Origin of the sequence: Halogeometricum sp. S1BR25-6, from assembly GCF_031624495.1 — an archaeon.
Lineage (GTDB): Archaea > Halobacteriota > Halobacteria > Halobacteriales > Haloferacaceae > Halogeometricum > Halogeometricum salsisoli.
Genome location: NZ_JAMQOP010000001.1, coordinates 373,697 through 388,933 on the forward strand (window position 1 = coordinate 373,697; position 15,237 = coordinate 388,933).

General features: G+C 67.2%; 13 protein-coding genes and 1 tRNA gene. 5 read left to right on the forward strand and 9 right to left on the reverse strand.

Going from position 1 to position 15,237, the window contains the following annotated elements; translation table 11 throughout:
* Positions 1–53 precede the first annotated feature (53 nt).
* A complete protein-coding gene (locus tag NDI76_RS01940) occupies positions 54–929 on the reverse strand; it encodes an adaptin (RefSeq protein WP_310922303.1) in 876 nt (291 codons plus the stop codon).
* A 194-nt stretch (positions 930–1,123) separates the two neighbouring features.
* Here NDI76_RS01940 and fer point away from each other — a divergent pair, with 194 nt between their 5' ends.
* Positions 1,124–1,819, forward strand: a complete 696-nt coding sequence (gene fer / locus NDI76_RS01945) for a ferredoxin Fer (protein WP_310922304.1) — start codon at positions 1,124–1,126, stop codon at positions 1,817–1,819.
* A gap of 15 nt (positions 1,820–1,834) precedes the next feature.
* Here the strand turns inward: fer and NDI76_RS01950 are convergent, their stop codons facing one another.
* Positions 1,835–2,830, reverse strand: coding sequence for a DUF7972 family membrane protein (locus NDI76_RS01950; RefSeq protein WP_310922305.1), 996 nt, complete (start codon positions 2,828–2,830; stop codon positions 1,835–1,837).
* Positions 2,831–3,042: 212 nt separating this feature from the next.
* Here NDI76_RS01950 and NDI76_RS01955 point away from each other — a divergent pair, with 212 nt between their 5' ends.
* Both NDI76_RS01955 and NDI76_RS01960 read left to right on the forward strand, forming a co-directional pair.
* Entirely contained in the window at positions 3,043–3,327 is a 285-nt protein-coding gene (locus NDI76_RS01955; RefSeq protein ID WP_310922306.1) for a HalOD1 output domain-containing protein, read from the forward strand.
* Positions 3,328–3,424: 97 nt separating this feature from the next.
* Positions 3,425–3,796 carry a hypothetical protein gene (locus NDI76_RS01960; RefSeq protein WP_310922307.1) on the forward strand — a complete coding sequence of 124 codons (372 nt, stop codon included), beginning with the start codon at positions 3,425–3,427 and terminating at the stop codon, positions 3,794–3,796.
* A gap of 130 nt (positions 3,797–3,926) precedes the next feature.
* On the opposite strand, the gene NDI76_RS01965 is transcribed toward NDI76_RS01960, so the two are convergent.
* From NDI76_RS01965 to NDI76_RS01990, 6 genes are all read right to left on the reverse strand, one after another.
* Positions 3,927–4,100 (reverse strand): hypothetical protein, encoded by a 174-nt coding sequence (locus NDI76_RS01965; protein WP_310922308.1) that lies wholly within the window; start codon positions 4,098–4,100, stop codon positions 3,927–3,929.
* A gap of 189 nt (positions 4,101–4,289) precedes the next feature.
* Positions 4,290–6,191 carry a glycoside hydrolase family 127 protein gene (locus NDI76_RS01970; protein WP_310922310.1) on the reverse strand — a complete coding sequence of 634 codons (1,902 nt, stop codon included), beginning with the start codon at positions 6,189–6,191 and terminating at the stop codon, positions 4,290–4,292.
* Positions 6,192–6,516: 325 nt separating this feature from the next.
* A tRNA-Pro gene (locus NDI76_RS01975) sits at positions 6,517–6,589 on the reverse strand.
* Positions 6,590–6,636: 47 nt separating this feature from the next.
* Positions 6,637–8,499, reverse strand: coding sequence for an SLC13 family permease (locus NDI76_RS01980; RefSeq protein ID WP_310922311.1), 1,863 nt, complete (start codon positions 8,497–8,499; stop codon positions 6,637–6,639).
* An 86-nt stretch (positions 8,500–8,585) separates the two neighbouring features.
* Positions 8,586–10,646 (reverse strand): DEAD/DEAH box helicase, encoded by a 2,061-nt coding sequence (locus NDI76_RS01985; RefSeq protein WP_310922312.1) that lies wholly within the window; start codon positions 10,644–10,646, stop codon positions 8,586–8,588.
* Between the two features lie 289 nt (positions 10,647–10,935).
* The gene (locus tag NDI76_RS01990; protein ID WP_310922313.1) at positions 10,936–11,319 is read right to left on the reverse strand and encodes a cupin domain-containing protein; all 384 of its coding nucleotides are present in this window, start codon (positions 11,317–11,319) and stop codon (positions 10,936–10,938) included.
* A 155-nt stretch (positions 11,320–11,474) separates the two neighbouring features.
* Between NDI76_RS01990 and NDI76_RS01995 the strand changes: the two genes are divergently transcribed.
* The gene (locus NDI76_RS01995; RefSeq protein ID WP_310922314.1) at positions 11,475–12,653 is read left to right on the forward strand and encodes a M50 family metallopeptidase; all 1,179 of its coding nucleotides are present in this window, start codon (positions 11,475–11,477) and stop codon (positions 12,651–12,653) included.
* 18 nt (positions 12,654–12,671) lie between these two features.
* On the opposite strand, the gene NDI76_RS02000 is transcribed toward NDI76_RS01995, so the two are convergent.
* Positions 12,672–13,439, reverse strand: coding sequence for a competence/damage-inducible protein A (locus NDI76_RS02000; RefSeq protein WP_310922315.1), 768 nt, complete (start codon positions 13,437–13,439; stop codon positions 12,672–12,674).
* Positions 13,440–13,577: 138 nt separating this feature from the next.
* On the opposite strand from NDI76_RS02000, the gene NDI76_RS02005 reads away from it, so the two are divergent.
* Positions 13,578–15,035: a carotenoid oxygenase family protein gene (locus NDI76_RS02005; protein ID WP_310922317.1), complete on the forward strand. Its 1,458-nt coding sequence runs from the start codon at positions 13,578–13,580 to the stop codon at positions 15,033–15,035.
* Positions 15,036–15,237 lie beyond the last annotated feature (202 nt).

Here is a 15,237-nt window from a genome sequence, read left to right on the forward strand (position 1 = left end):
TCGTCGAACGGGGAAGCGCGGGGAGCGGCGGAGAAGCGGGGACGGGGGGACCCTCAGAGGTCGAATCCGGGTTCGTACGCGAGCAGTCCCGTCAGCGCCTCCTTCGTCGACCCCTCGCGCACGCCCAGTTCCGCGTCGGAGACGGCGGCCAGTCGCTCGACGGCGCGGCGTCGCTCGGGCACCTGCGAGGGGTGTTCGCGGGCGAAGTGGACGAGCGAGACGTACGCGTACGTCCGCACGTCCCCGTCGTCGTCAGACAGCGTCTCGGGAAGCGCCGTCACCGTCCGCGGGAACCGCCGGGGGTCGGCGCCCAGCAATTTCCCGGCCGCCATCACGCCCGCGAGTCGCACCGTCGCGTCGCCGTCGCGCATCGCCGCCGTCACCTGCCTGTCGGTCCGGGCGACCGATTCGGGAAACGCCTCGCCGACTTCGCCCACGACGGCCAGGGCGGCCCGACGGGTCGGGACGTGCGGCGTCTCCAGTCGCCGAACGGCGGCGTCGAGACCCTTTTTCGCTGCTACGGGGCGGACGGCGGCGAGTTGCGCGAGGGCGCGCATGCCGACGAACGAGAGCGATTCAGCGTCGGCGGCGGCAAACGCGGCGACGTCGTCGGCCCACACCTCGAACTCGACGGGACGGAGGAGGCCGATGAGGTCCAACGCCTCTTCGGCGGCCCGTCGGGCGTCGTCCCCGCAGTCGCGGACGATGGCCAGCAGGTCCCCGACGGCGTCGCCCGCGGTTACCGGGTCGGATAGCGCCGTGTCGACGACTCGGTCGACGTACGCCGTCGGGTCGACGGTCCCGCCCGGACCGCCGTCCGCTCCGTTCGCTCGCTCTTCGCCCGCCGTTCGGTCCGGGGGCCGGTTCTCCGCGCTGTCGTCGACGGCTTCGAGTCCGGCGTCGTCGCCGTCTGGAGGGTTTCGTGACACGGTGTATCCTCGGTTGTTGCTCGCCACTGCACGGCGGGGGTGGTTATAGCTATTCCAGTAATTCCCCGTTTTGAGAATTTGAGACGCCTCGTCGCCGACCCGCCGGCCGTTCGATGCCCGCCGGCCGCCCGCCGCGCGGGCGACGAGTTTCCGGGAGGGGAGACGATTTACGTTCCCGTTCCTTAGCGCCGAGCGTGGATTCTCCGTTCGACGTTCTCGGAGTCGGGCCGGACGCGGACGACGCGGAGGTCGACCGGGCCTACCGGCGTCGGGTCATCGAAGTTCATCCGGACCAGGGAGGGTCGGCCAGCGAGTTCCATCGGGTCCGGACCGCCTACGAGCAGATCATGTCCGGCGACGTCCCGGACCCTCTCCCGGACGAAACCGCGACCGACTCCTCCGGTTCCGGCCCCGCCGCCGCGGGCGACGTCGGCGACGGAGACGAAGACGAGGAGGCCGAACAGGAGGGGGCGCGAGTCGAGTATCTCAACTACGAGGTGCTCGACGACCATGGCTGGGACCTCGGCGACGACGACCTCTTCGAGAAGGCGGCCGACGCGGGTCTCGCCCACGAGGACTACGGCCAGTTCTTGGCTCACCCGCACGAGACGCTGCTCGAAGCGGCCGAGAACCGCGGGTTCGCGTGGCCGTACGCCTGCCGCGGCGGCGCGTGCGCGAACTGCGCCGTCGCCGTCTTCGAAGGCGAGATGGACACGCCCGGCGACCACATCCTCCCCTCGACCATGCTCGACAGCGACATCCGCCTCTCCTGCATGGGCGGCCCCGTCTCCGACGAGATGAAGGTCGTCTACAACGTCAAACACCTCCCCGGTCTCGACGAACTCCGACTCCCGCCCTACCCGTTCGACAAGGCGCGCATGAACGACTGACACCGGAAGTAGAGACTACTTCTCCTGTTCCGGCGCGGTGAACGGTATCGTCGCCGCGGTGCGGCGATTGACCGTCGCCGTCCGAACGATGAACGACGCGAGGACGGCCAGCGGCGTCAGCGCGAGCGTTATCGACACCGGAACCAACAGCCTGAGGTGGTTCACCGCGGCCGGATTTCCCGACTCGACGGTCATGAACAGCAGCGACGTGATGGCGACTCCCTCCGCGGGGAGGCCGGTGACGAGGAGGACGCGCGAGAACGACGAGAGCTCCTGTTTGAAGTACACCGTCTTGAAGTACTGGCGGGCGACGTCGATGCTCTGGAGGCCGTCGATGAGGCGGTCGACGGACGCCTCGACGGAGTCGGGGAGGTCCCCCTCGTGGTCGTGTTTCGTCCGCCGGAGGTCGTTTATCTGCCGCGCGTAGTTCGTCGTCAGCATCGCCGAAAGCACGTCGATAGTGCCCGAAGAACCGCCGACGAGCAGTTCGTCGGTGCGATCCAACTCCTCCGTGAGCGTCGCTACCACGTCCAGTATCTCGTCGGCGACGGCCGTCTCCGACTCGCGGACCAACCCGCCCAGCGCCTGCGACTCCTGTCTCGTCGCTTCGAGCAGCAGGCGGAGGAACTCCAGCGGTTCCACCGGGGCGATTCGCCCCGCGGCGTCCTCGACGTCGCGCCGGTAGTCTATCACGTCCGATATCTGTCGTCGGAGTTCGCCGGGCGTGCTGAACTCGCGGGACAGGAGTAACTGGTTGACGGACACGACGACGGTGATGAGCGTGAGGTTTCCGCTTATCACGCCGCCGTACACGTAGTACACCGCCTGCAGGTCCGAGAGCGGGAACTCTCCCGAGAGCGACAGTCCGATCAAGGCGACGAGGACGGCGCCGACGATGCCGGCGCTAACGACGGTCCTGTCGCCTCGGAGGAGGACCCACTCTCGCATCGCGCGGAGGCTGTTCGCGGGCCGGGCGGACGTCGTCTCGGTGTGTTGGGTGTCGTCGGTCACGCGTCGTCACCCTCGACGGGGACGCCCGGTAGTCACGCGAGCCGTAAAAATCCGGCTCGACACCGCCGAACCGACCGACGGTCCTGTCGGAGAACTGGCGATTCAGTGGCTCTACCCTCATCTATTTGCTACTGCGTGTCATTACACAAATCACAACTGCAGTGCGGTGACGCCGACGCGGACGCCGCAGACGCTGTCGGAGAGGGGAAACAATGACTAACGATACCACGACTGCCGATTCTGACACGCTTTCGACTGACAAACCGCCTCGCGAACCGCTGCTGCACGACATCGTCTCGCGGGTCGCGGCGGCGAACGACTGCGACCCACTCGACCTCCGCCCGGTGTCGGAGGTGGTCGACCCGGAGGCCCTCGAAACGCTCCTCGTCGAGTCGGACGCGGCCGTCACGGTCAGGTTCCCTTACGAGGGCGGACTCGTCCGAGTGAGCGAGGCGAGCGTGACGTTCGAGTTCGGAGACGAGACAGCGGTCGACTGACCGCACGACTCACGTCGCGTCCGCTCTCGGAACGCGAGGCGTTTCCTCGCCGACCGAGTTCCAACAAATATTTGACAACTCCTCCCCGATTCACGGCGTGTTCGACCGCACGTCCCTCCTCGCCGGTGCCGTCGTCGGCGTCGTCCCCGTCGGAGTGCTCTCCGTCGACGGCTTCTGGGACCCGTGGCTCGCGTTCTTCGTCTGGGTATCCTGGACGGTCGTCGGACTCCTGTTCTTCCGAAGCGACCTGCGCGCCTCCCGCTCTCGGTGGAGACTCCTCCACATCCTCCTCGTCGTCGGCGGCGCGCAGTTCGGCGTCCACATGAACCTCCCCATCCCGTCGAGTCTCACCATCGCCATCTGGTTCCTCGTGCTCGGCGTCGGAACGGCGTCGCTGCTCGTCGGCGTTCAGATGGGCCGCGAAAACGCGTCGTCCGCGTCCGGTCCGACGGCTCCGACAACGGACTGAATCGCCCCCCGGCGACGTCTGCTTGCGGCCCTCCCGATACCGCCCGCCGACTCCCCCGCACGTTCCATCCTCCGCGTTTCCTCGCATTTCCCCACGTCCCCCCACATTCCCTGCAGAGAGACGAAGCGACTCAGTAGTGCGAGCAGTGCCCGTCGAGGTGGTGCCGGACGGTGGCCTCGTCGAACTCGAAGTGCGTCGCGAGCGCTTCCACCGTGTACCCCACTTCGGCGGCCAGTCGCATCTCGGTGCATTCGTCGGCGTCTACGGGTTCGAATTCGTCGTTGAGTTCTGCTTCTGTGTGCATACTTCCCCATTAGGCGGTGTGAGGATTGGGGTTGTGCGTATATACATAGCCACTCGAAAAACGGGTTACTATAGTAGCGGCATACGGCTATATAGCTGAAATTCAGCTCTGTAGGACATAAACGTGCCGATGGGTGTACGGCCCCGCGTCGCGAAGCCGCCGCGACGACCCCGTCGGTTTCGACGGCGGCTACCTCGTCGGAAGCCAGACCGCCATCCGCCCCTCCTCGCGGTTGTCCCACCCGTAGTACGGAACCGCGGTGACTCGTTTCTCCTCTCGGTGCTCCTCCCACTCCCGGTACAGACGACCGTCCCAGCCCTCGGTGCCGGCGACGCGGGTTTCACCTTCGAGCGCGACCACCCCGTCCAGCAGGTCCTCGTCCCAGCGGGCGTCGAGGGAGTTCTCGGAGTCCATCCGCAGACGCGACGGCGGGACATCGACGTCCGTCTCCTCGACGCAGTACACGAGCGGGCCGCGTTGGAGGGCGAGGCGCCCGGCGTCGTCGGGGAGGTCCGGATGGGCCATCATCCGTCGGACGGGGAGGTCGAGGGCGAGTTCGACGCTGTCGCCGTCGCGCCACGTCCGGTCGAGGGTGCGGTAGCCGTCGTCGGCCTCGCCCTCGACTCGCTCGCCGTTCACGCTGAGTCGGGCGTCGGCGCACCATTCGGGGACGCGGAGGTGTAGCGCCGCCTCGACGGGCGAATCCACTCCGACTTCGAGGTCGACGGAGCCCTCCCACGGGTAGTCGGTCCGCTGAGTCACCGACACGGTTTCACCCGCCACCGTGACCTCGGTTTCGCTGCCGACGTAGAGGTTCACGTAGACCCCGCCGTCGGTCGTCGCGTAGACGTACTCGCCGAGCGACGCCAGCAGGCGGGTCAGGTTCGGTGGACAGCACGCGCAGGCGAACCAGCCCTTCCGGTGGTGGTGGCCCAGGCTCTCGAGCGGGTTCTCGTAGAAGAACGCGGTGCCGTCGAGCGAGGTTCCGGCGAGCGCGCCGTTGTACAGCGCCCGTTCGAGGACGTCGTAGAAGCGCCCCTCGCCGGTCAGACGGAACAGCCGGCGGTTCCAGAAGACGCTGCCGACGGCCGCGCAGGTCTCGGCGTACGCCGTCCGGTTCGGGAGGTCGTAGTCCTCGGTGAAGCGCTCGCCGTCCGCCGTCGACCCGATGCCGCCGGTGACGTACATCCGCCGCTCGGTCATGTTGCGCCAGAGTCCCACCAGGGCGTCGAGCAGACCCTCGTCGTCCGTCTCGCCGGCCACGTCGGCGGCGCCGCAGAAGAGGTACATCGCGCGGACCGCGTGACCGTCGACGGTCTCCTGGTCGCGCACCGGCGCGTGCGTCTGGTAGTAGGTCGGGTCGTACTCCGACCCGGTGTGCCACTCCTCGCCGCCCGGGAGTTCCCCGGCGTGGTCGGTCTCCCACTCGAAGCGCCCGGTCGTGCCCCGCGCGTCGACGAAGTACCTCGCCAACTCGAGATAGCGCTCCTCGTCGGTCGCGCGGTGGAGTTTCACCAGCGCGAGTTCGATCTCTTCGTGCCCCGGCGCCGCGTCGAGTTCGCCCTCGCCGGTCCCGAAGACCCGGTCGACGTGGTCGGCGAACTCCGTGGCGACCGTCAGCAGCGAGCGCTCGCCGGTCGCGCGGTAGTGCGCGACGGCCGCCTCGATGAGATGCCCCGCACAGTAGAGTTCGTGGAGGTTCCGAACGTTGGTCCAGCGCTCGTCGTCGAACTCGAGTTGGTGGTACGTGTTCAGATAGCCGTTCTCGTCCTGAGCGGCCGCTATCAGGTCGACGAGTTCGTCTACCCGTTCTCTCAGGTCCGGGTCGTCGCGGTTCGCGAGGACGTAGCTCGCGGCTTCGAGCCACTTGTAGGCGTCCGAGTCCTCGAAGCACATCCCCCGGAAGCCGCCGGTCTCTCCGTCGCGGACGCGCCGGAAGTTCGGGAGGCAGCGCTCTCCGAGTCGGTCGTACTGATGTTCGATGGTCGTCTCGCGATTCGTCGCCAACCGCCCGTTCCAGAACTCGTCGTCGATGGACACGTCCGCGAGGGGGACCGGGGTCGGTCGGTCTTCCGAGGGAAGGAGTGACACGGAGCAGATTCCGGACCGGCGCACATAAAGCCCAACGCCCCGACAGTTCGGGGTCGTGGAAACGCTCGGACGGGCGAACCTCCCGCTCGGCCCCTTTTTGCTCCCGCTTTTGGCGAGGTTCGCGAGACGCGAGGCGTCTCGCGAGAGCGGTCGCGCGGGGTGCGACCCGACGAAGTAAAACGGTGGAATGGGACCGCCCGGATTCGAACGTCACTCGCTCACTGCGTTCGCTCGCTAGTTCGAATCCGCGTTCGTCCACACACCGCGGATTTCGGGCGTCGCTCGCACACGCTCCGCGGTGCTCGCTGTGAAATCCGCGTAGAAATGGGACCGCCCGGATTCGAACCGGGGTCACGGGCACCCAAGGCCCGAAGTATACCAGGCTAACCCACGGTCCCGCATCTACCGGTGGGGTCGTGCGGGGGTAAAGCGTTTCGTTCGGGGGTCACGCGGGCGGCGTGAGACCCCACCACGCGGCGATTCCGACCGTCGTCACCACCGCGAACAGCAGTTGCAGGGGGGCACCGACTCGCAGGTAGTCCGTGAAGCGGTAGCCGCCGGGGCCGTAGACGAAGAGGTTCGTCTGGTAGCCGACGGGCGTCATGAACGCCGTCGACGCCGCGAACGTCACCGCGAGGATGAACGCGAACGCGTTCGCGCCGAGCGTCTCCGCCGCCTCGACGGCGACGGGAACCATGAGGACGACGCTCGCGTTGTTCGAGACGACGTTCGTCAGCAGGGCGGTGACGAGGTAGAACACTCCGAGGACGCCGACGAGGGGGAGAAAATCACCCGTCAGCACGACGAACTCAGCGAGCAGCGCCGCCGCCCCGGAGTTCTCCATGGCGATGCCGAGGGGGATGACGCCCGCGAGGAGGAAGATGACGTCCCACTGGACGGCGTCGTACAGTTCCGGCGGGCGGAGACAGCGCGTCGCGACCATCGCCAGCGCGCCGGCGAGGGCGGAGACGACGATGGGGACGACGTTCAGCGCCGCGAGGGCGACGACCGCGGCGACGATGCCGATGGCGACGGGTATCTTCTCCTCGCGATAGTCGTGCCGGTGGACCTCCTGGGCGACGATGAAATCGCGGTTGGTGTCGAGGCGTTCGACGCTCTCGGTCGTCGCCTGCACGAGGAGCGTGTCGCCGACCCGGAGCGAGATGTTGTCCATCCGCCGACGGACGAGTTCCCCGCCGCGGCGCAGGGCGAGGACGGTGGCGTCGTATCGCTGGCGGAAACTCGCCGAGGCCAGCGACTCGCCGACGAGCGACGAACCCGGCGCGACGACGACTTCCACGAGGTTCTGTCCGGACTCGCCCGCCTCCAGTTCGGCCTCGCCGACGGTGACCGGAACGGGGTCTAACCCCTCCACGTCGAGCAGTTCGACGAGCGTGTCGCGGTCGGTTCGAAGTGCGAACACGTCGCCGGACTGGATCTCCTTCGGGCCGAGCGGTTCGAGGAACACCTCGCCGCCGCGGATGAGTTGGATGAGGTCCACGTCGAACTCCGTCTCCACGAGCGCTCGCTGGACCTGCTGGCCCACCAGCGGCGAGTCCTCGCGAACGACGACTTCGGTGAGGTAGTCGCTCATCTCGAACTCCTCGGTCAGGTCGCGTTCGGGCTTGATGCGCTCGGGCGTGAGCCACTTCCCCACGGTGAGCAGATAGACGGTACCGACGACGCTCACGGTCAACCCCAACTGCGTGAACTCGAACATCGTGAACGTTCGGCCGATGAGACGGCCCGAGAGGTCCGAGGCGAGGATGTTCGTCGAGGTGCCGATGAGCGTGAGCATCCCGCCGAACATCGAGGCGTACGAGAGCGGCAGGAGGAGTTTCGACGGCGAGGTACCGCCGCGTTCGGCGAGGTCGGTCACCATCGGCAGGAGGATGGCGACGGCGGCGGTGTTGTTGATGAACCCCGAGATGGGGCCGACGACACCGATGGTCGCGCCCAACTGTCGGGACTCGCTGTCGCCGGTGAACGACGCTATCTTCGCGCCGAGCATCTGGACGATGCCGGTTCGCTGGACTCCCTCGCTCAGGATGAACATCGCCAGCACCGTCAGCGTCGCCGTGCTGGCGAACCCGGAGAGCGCCTGCTGGGGATAGGGGTCGAAGAGGAGAACCGGTTCGGAGAGGAGGCCCCACGTCACCAGCCACTCGGAGGCCGGTTGCGCGAGCATCAGCGTCACCATCACCCCCAGCGCGGTGACGTCCACCGGGACCGGTTCGGTGGCGAAGAACACCAGCGCGAGAAGGATGACCGCGGAGACGACGACGATGCTCGGCGTTATCGTTACCACACGGTCATCGAAGCGTCCCCGTCGGAAAAGGATACAGGTTCGCGCGGCTGCCGTTTGCCGGTTTCCTGGGGGTAGACCCGCTACAACTACAACTCCTCGTCGGCCAGTTCCATCTCGGCGACGACGTCGTACGGACTCAGACCGCCGCGGATGCCGTCGAGGATGCGGAAGGCGTCCCGCGGCGCGAGGAAGTGCCGGCAGACGGCGCGGCCGAGGGGGGTCGGTTCGAAGCCGTCGATGAACTTCCACTCTAAGAGTTTCCCGACGGCGTGCTTCGTCGGCACATCGCCGAGCATCCGGTCGTTCAGGCGCTTGGCCTTCTTGCCCGCCACGGTGATGTTCGCCAGCGTCTCCTCGGCGGCGGCGGACTCGTCGTAGACGGTGATGACGTCCTCCATCTCCCCTTTCAGGAGTTTGAACGCCACCTCGTCTTCGGTCATCTCCATCGAGTTGTGGTAGGAGGCGTCGGGTTCGACGAGGAGGTACACCGTCCCCTTGTCGTGGTAGTCGGGTCGCCCCGCCCGGCCGAGCATCTGCTCGAACTCCTGAACCGAGAGCCACTCGATACCCATCGCCAGCGTGTCGAACACCACCTGCGAGGCGGGGAAGTCGACGCCGGCGGCCAGCGCTGCGGTGGTGACAACTGCAGCCAAATCCTGATTGCCGAACTGCCGTTCGACCTGCTTGCGGCGGCGGTAGTCGAGGCCGGCGTGGTACGGCGCGGCGTCGTACTCCAGCTTTCTCGAAATTTCGTGGCATCGCCGGCGGGAGTTCGTGAACACGATGGTCTGCCCCCGATACCCCTTCGAGGACTTCGTGTCGAACTCCCGTCTGACGAGTTTGTTGATGATGTCGGGCTTCTCCCGGCCGTCGGCAAACGTGACGTGGCGTTCGATGGGGACGGGTCGCTCCTCGAACTCGATGAGCGTCGACCGAAGCTTCCGCGCCAGCGTCTCGGGGTTTCCGACCGTCGCGGAGAGATAGACGTACTGCGCACCCCCGTAGTTGCTCCGTCGCTCCCGTCGCTCCTCGCAGTAGTGCTTCAGTCGGGAGATCATCCCGTCGAGACGGTGGCCGCGTTCGTCCTCTTTGAGCGTGTGCACCTCGTCGATGACGACGGTGGCGATGTCGCCGAGGTCCTTGCCCGTCCGCAGGGCGTGGTCGATGCCCTCGTAGGTACCGACGATGATGTCGGCGTTCGGGTCGAATCGGTTGCCGTCGTCGTTGATGCGGGAGGCGCCGACGCGGATGGTGACGTTCAGGTCGTCGCCGTAGCGCTCCTCGAAGTCCTCGTGCTTCTGGTTGGCGAGAGCGACGAGGGGAACCAAGAAGAGCATCTTCCCCTGTCCCTCCAGCGCGCGGTTCACGCCCGCGAGTTCGCCGACGAGCGTCTTCCCCGTCGCCGTCGCCGACACGACGAGTTGGTCGCGGCCGTCGAACAGGCCGTTGTCGACGGCGAGCGACTGCACGGGGAGCAGGGTGTCGAAGCGGCCCTCCACCATCGACTGCAGTTTCGGGTTCAGGTCGAGCGTCGAGGTGGAGACCAAGTCCACGTCGTCCGTCGTCGCGGAGACGGTGTCGAACTTCGTGAGGTCGGGGTCCAAGCCCCCTTTCAGGAGGTTCGAGATGCGGCCGAGGTCCTGCGTCTCCAGGAGCAGGGATTCGAGTCGCTCCTGCGCCGCCTGCGTCATCGTGCCCGTCCCGGAGAAGTCGAGTTCCCGTTCCAGTTCACGCTTCGCGCAGTCCGGACAGATCTGTTCGTTGTCCGCCTGGATGGCCGTCTCCTCGGTGATGGGCGAGTAGCGCCCGTTCGAGGCGCAGAACCGACAGGTGCGCACGACGAGGGCCTCCAACTGGTAGCCCTCCAGCATCTCGCGAAACTCGTCGCGACGGCGCTTGGTCGTTTGCTGTGAGATGCGGATTCGCTCGGCTCTCCGGGCCAGTTCGACGAACTGGCTCGGGTCTCGGGGTTCGTCCGACGACCCGCGCTTGACGCGGAACTTCGCGGGGCGGGGGCCGGCGCTCGTCTCCTTCAGTTCGAGCACGGCGCGGAAGACGCGCTCTCCGTCCCGTTGGACGACGACGAGGAAGTCGTCGTTCGTCTCGTGGACGAATAGCGTGTCGACGCGGCCGACCTGTTTAGACACGTTCTCGGATAGGAGGACGGGGTATTTCAGCGGTTCGTCTATCGGTCGGCTTCGCCTCCCGCGTCGAAACAGAAACCACGGGTGTCGTCACGAACGCCTCGAAAGCCCCCGGTCGCTCGGCTCAGGCGACTCGCTGTGCTCCTCGCTCCCTACGGTCGCTGCGGTGCTTGCTTCGTCGTCCTTCGCCGAGCGACCGGCCTCTTTCAGTCCCGCCCGCGGCGGTTCTCGGTTCGTCCTCGCGCGTCCGAACTCGGCCGCCGTCGCTCGCCGCGTCCCGTTTTCCGTCGCCCTACTCCTCGTCCAGCACCTGAATCGCGTCGTCGCCGTTCGGGACGGCGCAGAGGAAGCTTCCCTCCTCGTCGCCCTCGTTTCGGTACCAGTGGACGACGCCCGCCGGGATGAGAAGGGAGTCGCCTTCCGACACCTCGTACTCCTCATCGTCGATGCCGACGGTGTACGTCCCCGAGAGGACGTACTGCTCGTGTTCGACCTCGTTCGTGTGCTTCGGGACGGACGCGCCCGCGTCGAGGGCGAACCGTCGAATCGCGAAGTTCGGCGCGCCGTCGGAGGCGTCGAGGAGGACGCCCTTGGACATCCCGTCGGCGGCCCCGACGGCCTCGTACTCCACGTCTTCGGCGCGCTTGACGACCGGTTTCGGTTGGGATTCGCTCATGGGGAAGGGAAAGACGACCGATGGCCTAAACGTTCGCCCCGGAGACGCGCTTCGGTGCCCCCACCGTCCGGTCGGGTCGTCCCACCTCACCCATCATCGGCGTCCGATTCCCGCTATCGGATTGGACTTAATACCCGTCGCCGGTTAGGGCCCCCATGCGCGGAATCCGCATCGGACGCGTCTTCGGCATCCCGATTCAGCTGAATCTCACGTTCTTGCTCGTTCTCCCGCTGTTCGCGTGGCTCATCGGCTCCGACGTGGGCCAACTCGTCGAGGTTCTGAACCAGTTCGCGCGCGCGCCAATCGACGCCGCACCGCTCACCGAGGGGTCGATGCAGTGGATTCTCGGCACCGCCGCGGCGCTCGGACTGTTCGTCTGCGTTCTCCTCCACGAGTTCGGCCACTCGCTGGTGGCGATGCGCTACGGCTACGAGATAGAGTCCATCACGCTGTGGCTTCTCGGCGGCGTCGCCAGCTTCGTGGAGATGCCGGAGGACTGGAAACAGGAGTTCGTCATCGCCCTCGCGGGACCCCTCGTGAGCGTCGCCGTCGGCGCGCTCTCACTCGTCGGGTTTCTCGCGCTTCCCGCCTCGCAGGGGCCCGTGAAGTTCGTCCTCGGCTACCTCGCGCTGACGAACGTCATGCTAGCGGCGTTCAACATGCTCCCCGGCTTCCCGATGGACGGCGGGCGCGTCCTCCGGGCGCTCCTCGCCCGCACCCGCTCGCACGCGCGAGCGACGCAACTCGCCGCCGAGGTGGGCAAGGCGTTCGCGTTCCTCCTCGGCATCGTCGGTCTGTTCACCTTCCAACTCCTGCTCGTCGCCCTCGCCTTCTTCATCTACATGGGCGCCTCCTCGGAGGCCCAGCAGACGGTGATGAAGGCCGCCTTCGAGGACGTGACTGTCCGGGACATCATGACCGACCGGGACCGACTCGACGTCGTCGACGTGCGGACGAGCGTCGCGGAACTGCTCGACCGGATGTTCCGCGAGCGACACACCGGCTATCCGGTGCTGAAGAACGGTCATCTCGCGGGAATGGTGACGCTCAACGACGCTCGGTCGGTGAACGAGGTCGAACGCGACGCCTACCTCGTCGGGGACGTGATGTCGGACGAACTCACCACCATCGGCCCCGACGCGGGCGCGATGGACGCCATCACGGTCATGCAGGCGAACGGCGTCGGCCGACTCCCCGTCGTCGACGAGAGCGGCGAACTCGTCGGACTCATCTCGCGCTCCGACCTCGTCACCGCGCTCAACATCATCCAGTCGCGCGGGTCGCTCCCGGCGGTCCGACGCGGCGACCAGACCGAGGTGGTCGACCCCCGGTAACCGTCGACTCCCGGCGTTCTACTTCGCGCCCTCGACGCCTTCTTCGTCGATTTCGGTCCCGGCCTCGACCAACTCCCGACCCGCGTTCTCGACCAGCCACGACGACGCCTCGGCCAGCACCGACGGGTCCGTCGCGGTGAGTTTGATGCGCGTTCGGGTCCCCTCGCGGTTGGGGTAACTGCCGACCCGGATGTTGAAGCGCGTCGCCGCCTCCGCGAGGGGGTCGGCCATCGCGCCCTCCGGTTCGGGCGTGTAGAACGTCTTCGTCGCCACGGTGCCGCCGAAGTCGTCGGCGACGTTGCCGAAGACGGCCCGCATCTCCTCGGGGATGCCGGGGAGGACGTAGACGTTCTCGGCGACGCACCCCGGTGCGAGACCCTCGGGGTTCGGAACCGACGTCGCTCCCGCGGGCATGGAGGCGTACCACGGCACTTCGAGGTCGAAGTCGATGTCGGGTCGGCGTTCGAGGATTCGCTCGATGGTCGCCTCCACGTCGGCGGCGGCGACGGGGTTCACCTCCAACTCGCGGTCGAGTCCGGCGGCGACGCCGTCCATCGTCAGGTCGTCCGGCGTCCCGCCGAGGCCGCCGGTGACGAGGACGGCGTCGAACGCCGCCGCCCACTCGCGGACCGTCTCGGCGATGACGGACTCCACGTCGGGGACCGTGAGCACGCGACCCACCTCCGCGCCGCGTTCGGTCAGTTCGCGCGCCAACCACGTCGCGTTGGTGTTCTCGATGTCGCCGGCGAGCAGTTCGTTGCCGACGGTCACGATGGCGACGTTCATATCCCGGCTACGAAGGCCGGACGGATAGCCCTACTGCGAGACGGCGTGGCGAACGCCTCCCGGCCTCTCCGCTTTCGACGACGGCGTTTCCGTCGCTCCGAGTGAAAATCTCATATAACAGTGCCGTCAACGTCGCCCATGAACCGGTGGTCACTCGGTCTGCGCACTCAACCGGAGACGGTAGCCGACGCCGAGTTACGAGTCGAGGGGACACTTCCCGGGTGGTTGGATGGGTCGTTCGTTCTGAACGGTCCGGGGCGGTTTGACGTCGACGGTCGGCCGTTCGCGTACTGGTTCGACCCGTTCGCGATGCTCCGACTGCTCGACGTGAGCGGTCCCGACGGAACCGTGCGCTACACCAACCGGTACGTCGACTCGCAGGACTATCGGTGGGCGCTCGACCGCGGCGGCGTCCGCACCGCGTTCCCGGGCACGCCCCCCGACCGGTCCCCGCTCGTTCGCTTCGGCCAACTGCTGACCGGGCGGTTCACCGACAACACCTCCATCGGCACCGTCCGCGTCGGGGGCGAGTGGGTGGCCGTCACCGAATCCCCGTGGGGGCACGTCATCGACCCCGAGACGCTGGAGACGGGCGAGCGTATCGACCTCACGCGCGGCCTCCCCGTCGACGCGACGCTCGGGCACGTCCACGCCGACCCCGAGACCGACGATTTCTGGGGACTCGGACTCTCCTACGGGCCGAAGACGGGGTACGTGGTGTTCAAGCGTCCCGCGAACACGCGCGTCCCGACGATGGTCGCGCACCTGCCGTTCCGGGACATCCCCTACGTCCACTCGTTCTCGCTGACGGAGCGGTACGTCGTGGTTCCGGCCGTTCCGTACGGTCCGAACCCCGTCTCCCTCCTCGCCGGGTCGCTGTTCGACTCGACGACGTTCATCGAATCCTTCGAACGGCGCGACGACCCGACCCGCTTTCACGTCGTCGACAGACGGACGGGGGACGTCGTCGCGACGCCCGAGACGGACCCGCTCTTCGTCTACCACCACGCCAACGCCTTCGAGGACGGCGACGAGGTGGTCGTCGACGCCGTCGTCTACCCCGACGACCGGGCGATAACCGGTCTCTACCTCGACAACCTCCGCTCGGGCGACCCGGACGTTCCTCCGGGCCGTCTGGTCCGCTTTCGACTCCCGTTGGACGGGCGAGACGCCGTCTCCAGCGAGTTGCTCCACGACGGCCCCGTTGAGTTCCCCACTATCAACTACCCCGGCTACAACGGCCGCCCCTACCGCTACGTCTACCTCGCGGAGATGAACGACGGGCCGTTCCCCACAGGACTCCTGAAGTTCGACCTCGAGACGCGGACGGAGACGGCGTGGACGCCCGCGGCCGCCGACGGCGGCGACGCCTATCCCAGCGAGGCGACGTTCGTCCCTCGCCCCGACGGGACCGGTGAGGACGACGGCGTCCTGTTGACGCTGATGCTCGACCCGGCGGCCGAGCGGTCGGTGCTCGTCGTGGTGGACGCCGAGACGATGACCGAACTGACGCGGGCGACGCTCCCGCACTGGACGCCGTACCCCTTCCACGGGCAGTTCTACGACCGCGAGAACCCGACGCGGACGATGCACTGAGGTCGAACGCCGGACGCGGCGCTCCGACGAGAAGTAGACGTACTGGAACGGAAACTGTGCAAAGAGAACCCGAACTCCGTCGGGCGTTCGACGATTTCCACCGGCCGAGCGGCGTCTGCCATGGACACGATTTTGGTATACGTGCCGCTCGGTCGCGGGTCGTCGTTCTCGCCGTAGCGAGAATGCGTGTTGGTGGTCGTCG

What these genes read in the sequence shown, in the direction of transcription:
- NDI76_RS02005 (WP_310922317.1), top strand. Translation starts at nt 13,578, where the DNA reads ATGAACCGGTGGTCACTCGGTCTGCGCACTCAACCGGAGACGGTAGCC.
- NDI76_RS01965 (WP_310922308.1), bottom strand. Translation starts at nt 4,100, where the DNA reads ATGCACACAGAAGCAGAACTCAACGACGAATTCGAACCCGTAGACGCC.
- NDI76_RS01955 (WP_310922306.1), top strand. Translation starts at nt 3,043, where the DNA reads ATGACTAACGATACCACGACTGCCGATTCTGACACGCTTTCGACTGAC.
- NDI76_RS01995 (WP_310922314.1), top strand. Translation starts at nt 11,475, where the DNA reads ATGCGCGGAATCCGCATCGGACGCGTCTTCGGCATCCCGATTCAGCTG.
- NDI76_RS02000 (WP_310922315.1), bottom strand. Translation starts at nt 13,439, where the DNA reads ATGAACGTCGCCATCGTGACCGTCGGCAACGAACTGCTCGCCGGCGAC.
- NDI76_RS01990 (WP_310922313.1), bottom strand. Translation starts at nt 11,319, where the DNA reads ATGAGCGAATCCCAACCGAAACCGGTCGTCAAGCGCGCCGAAGACGTG.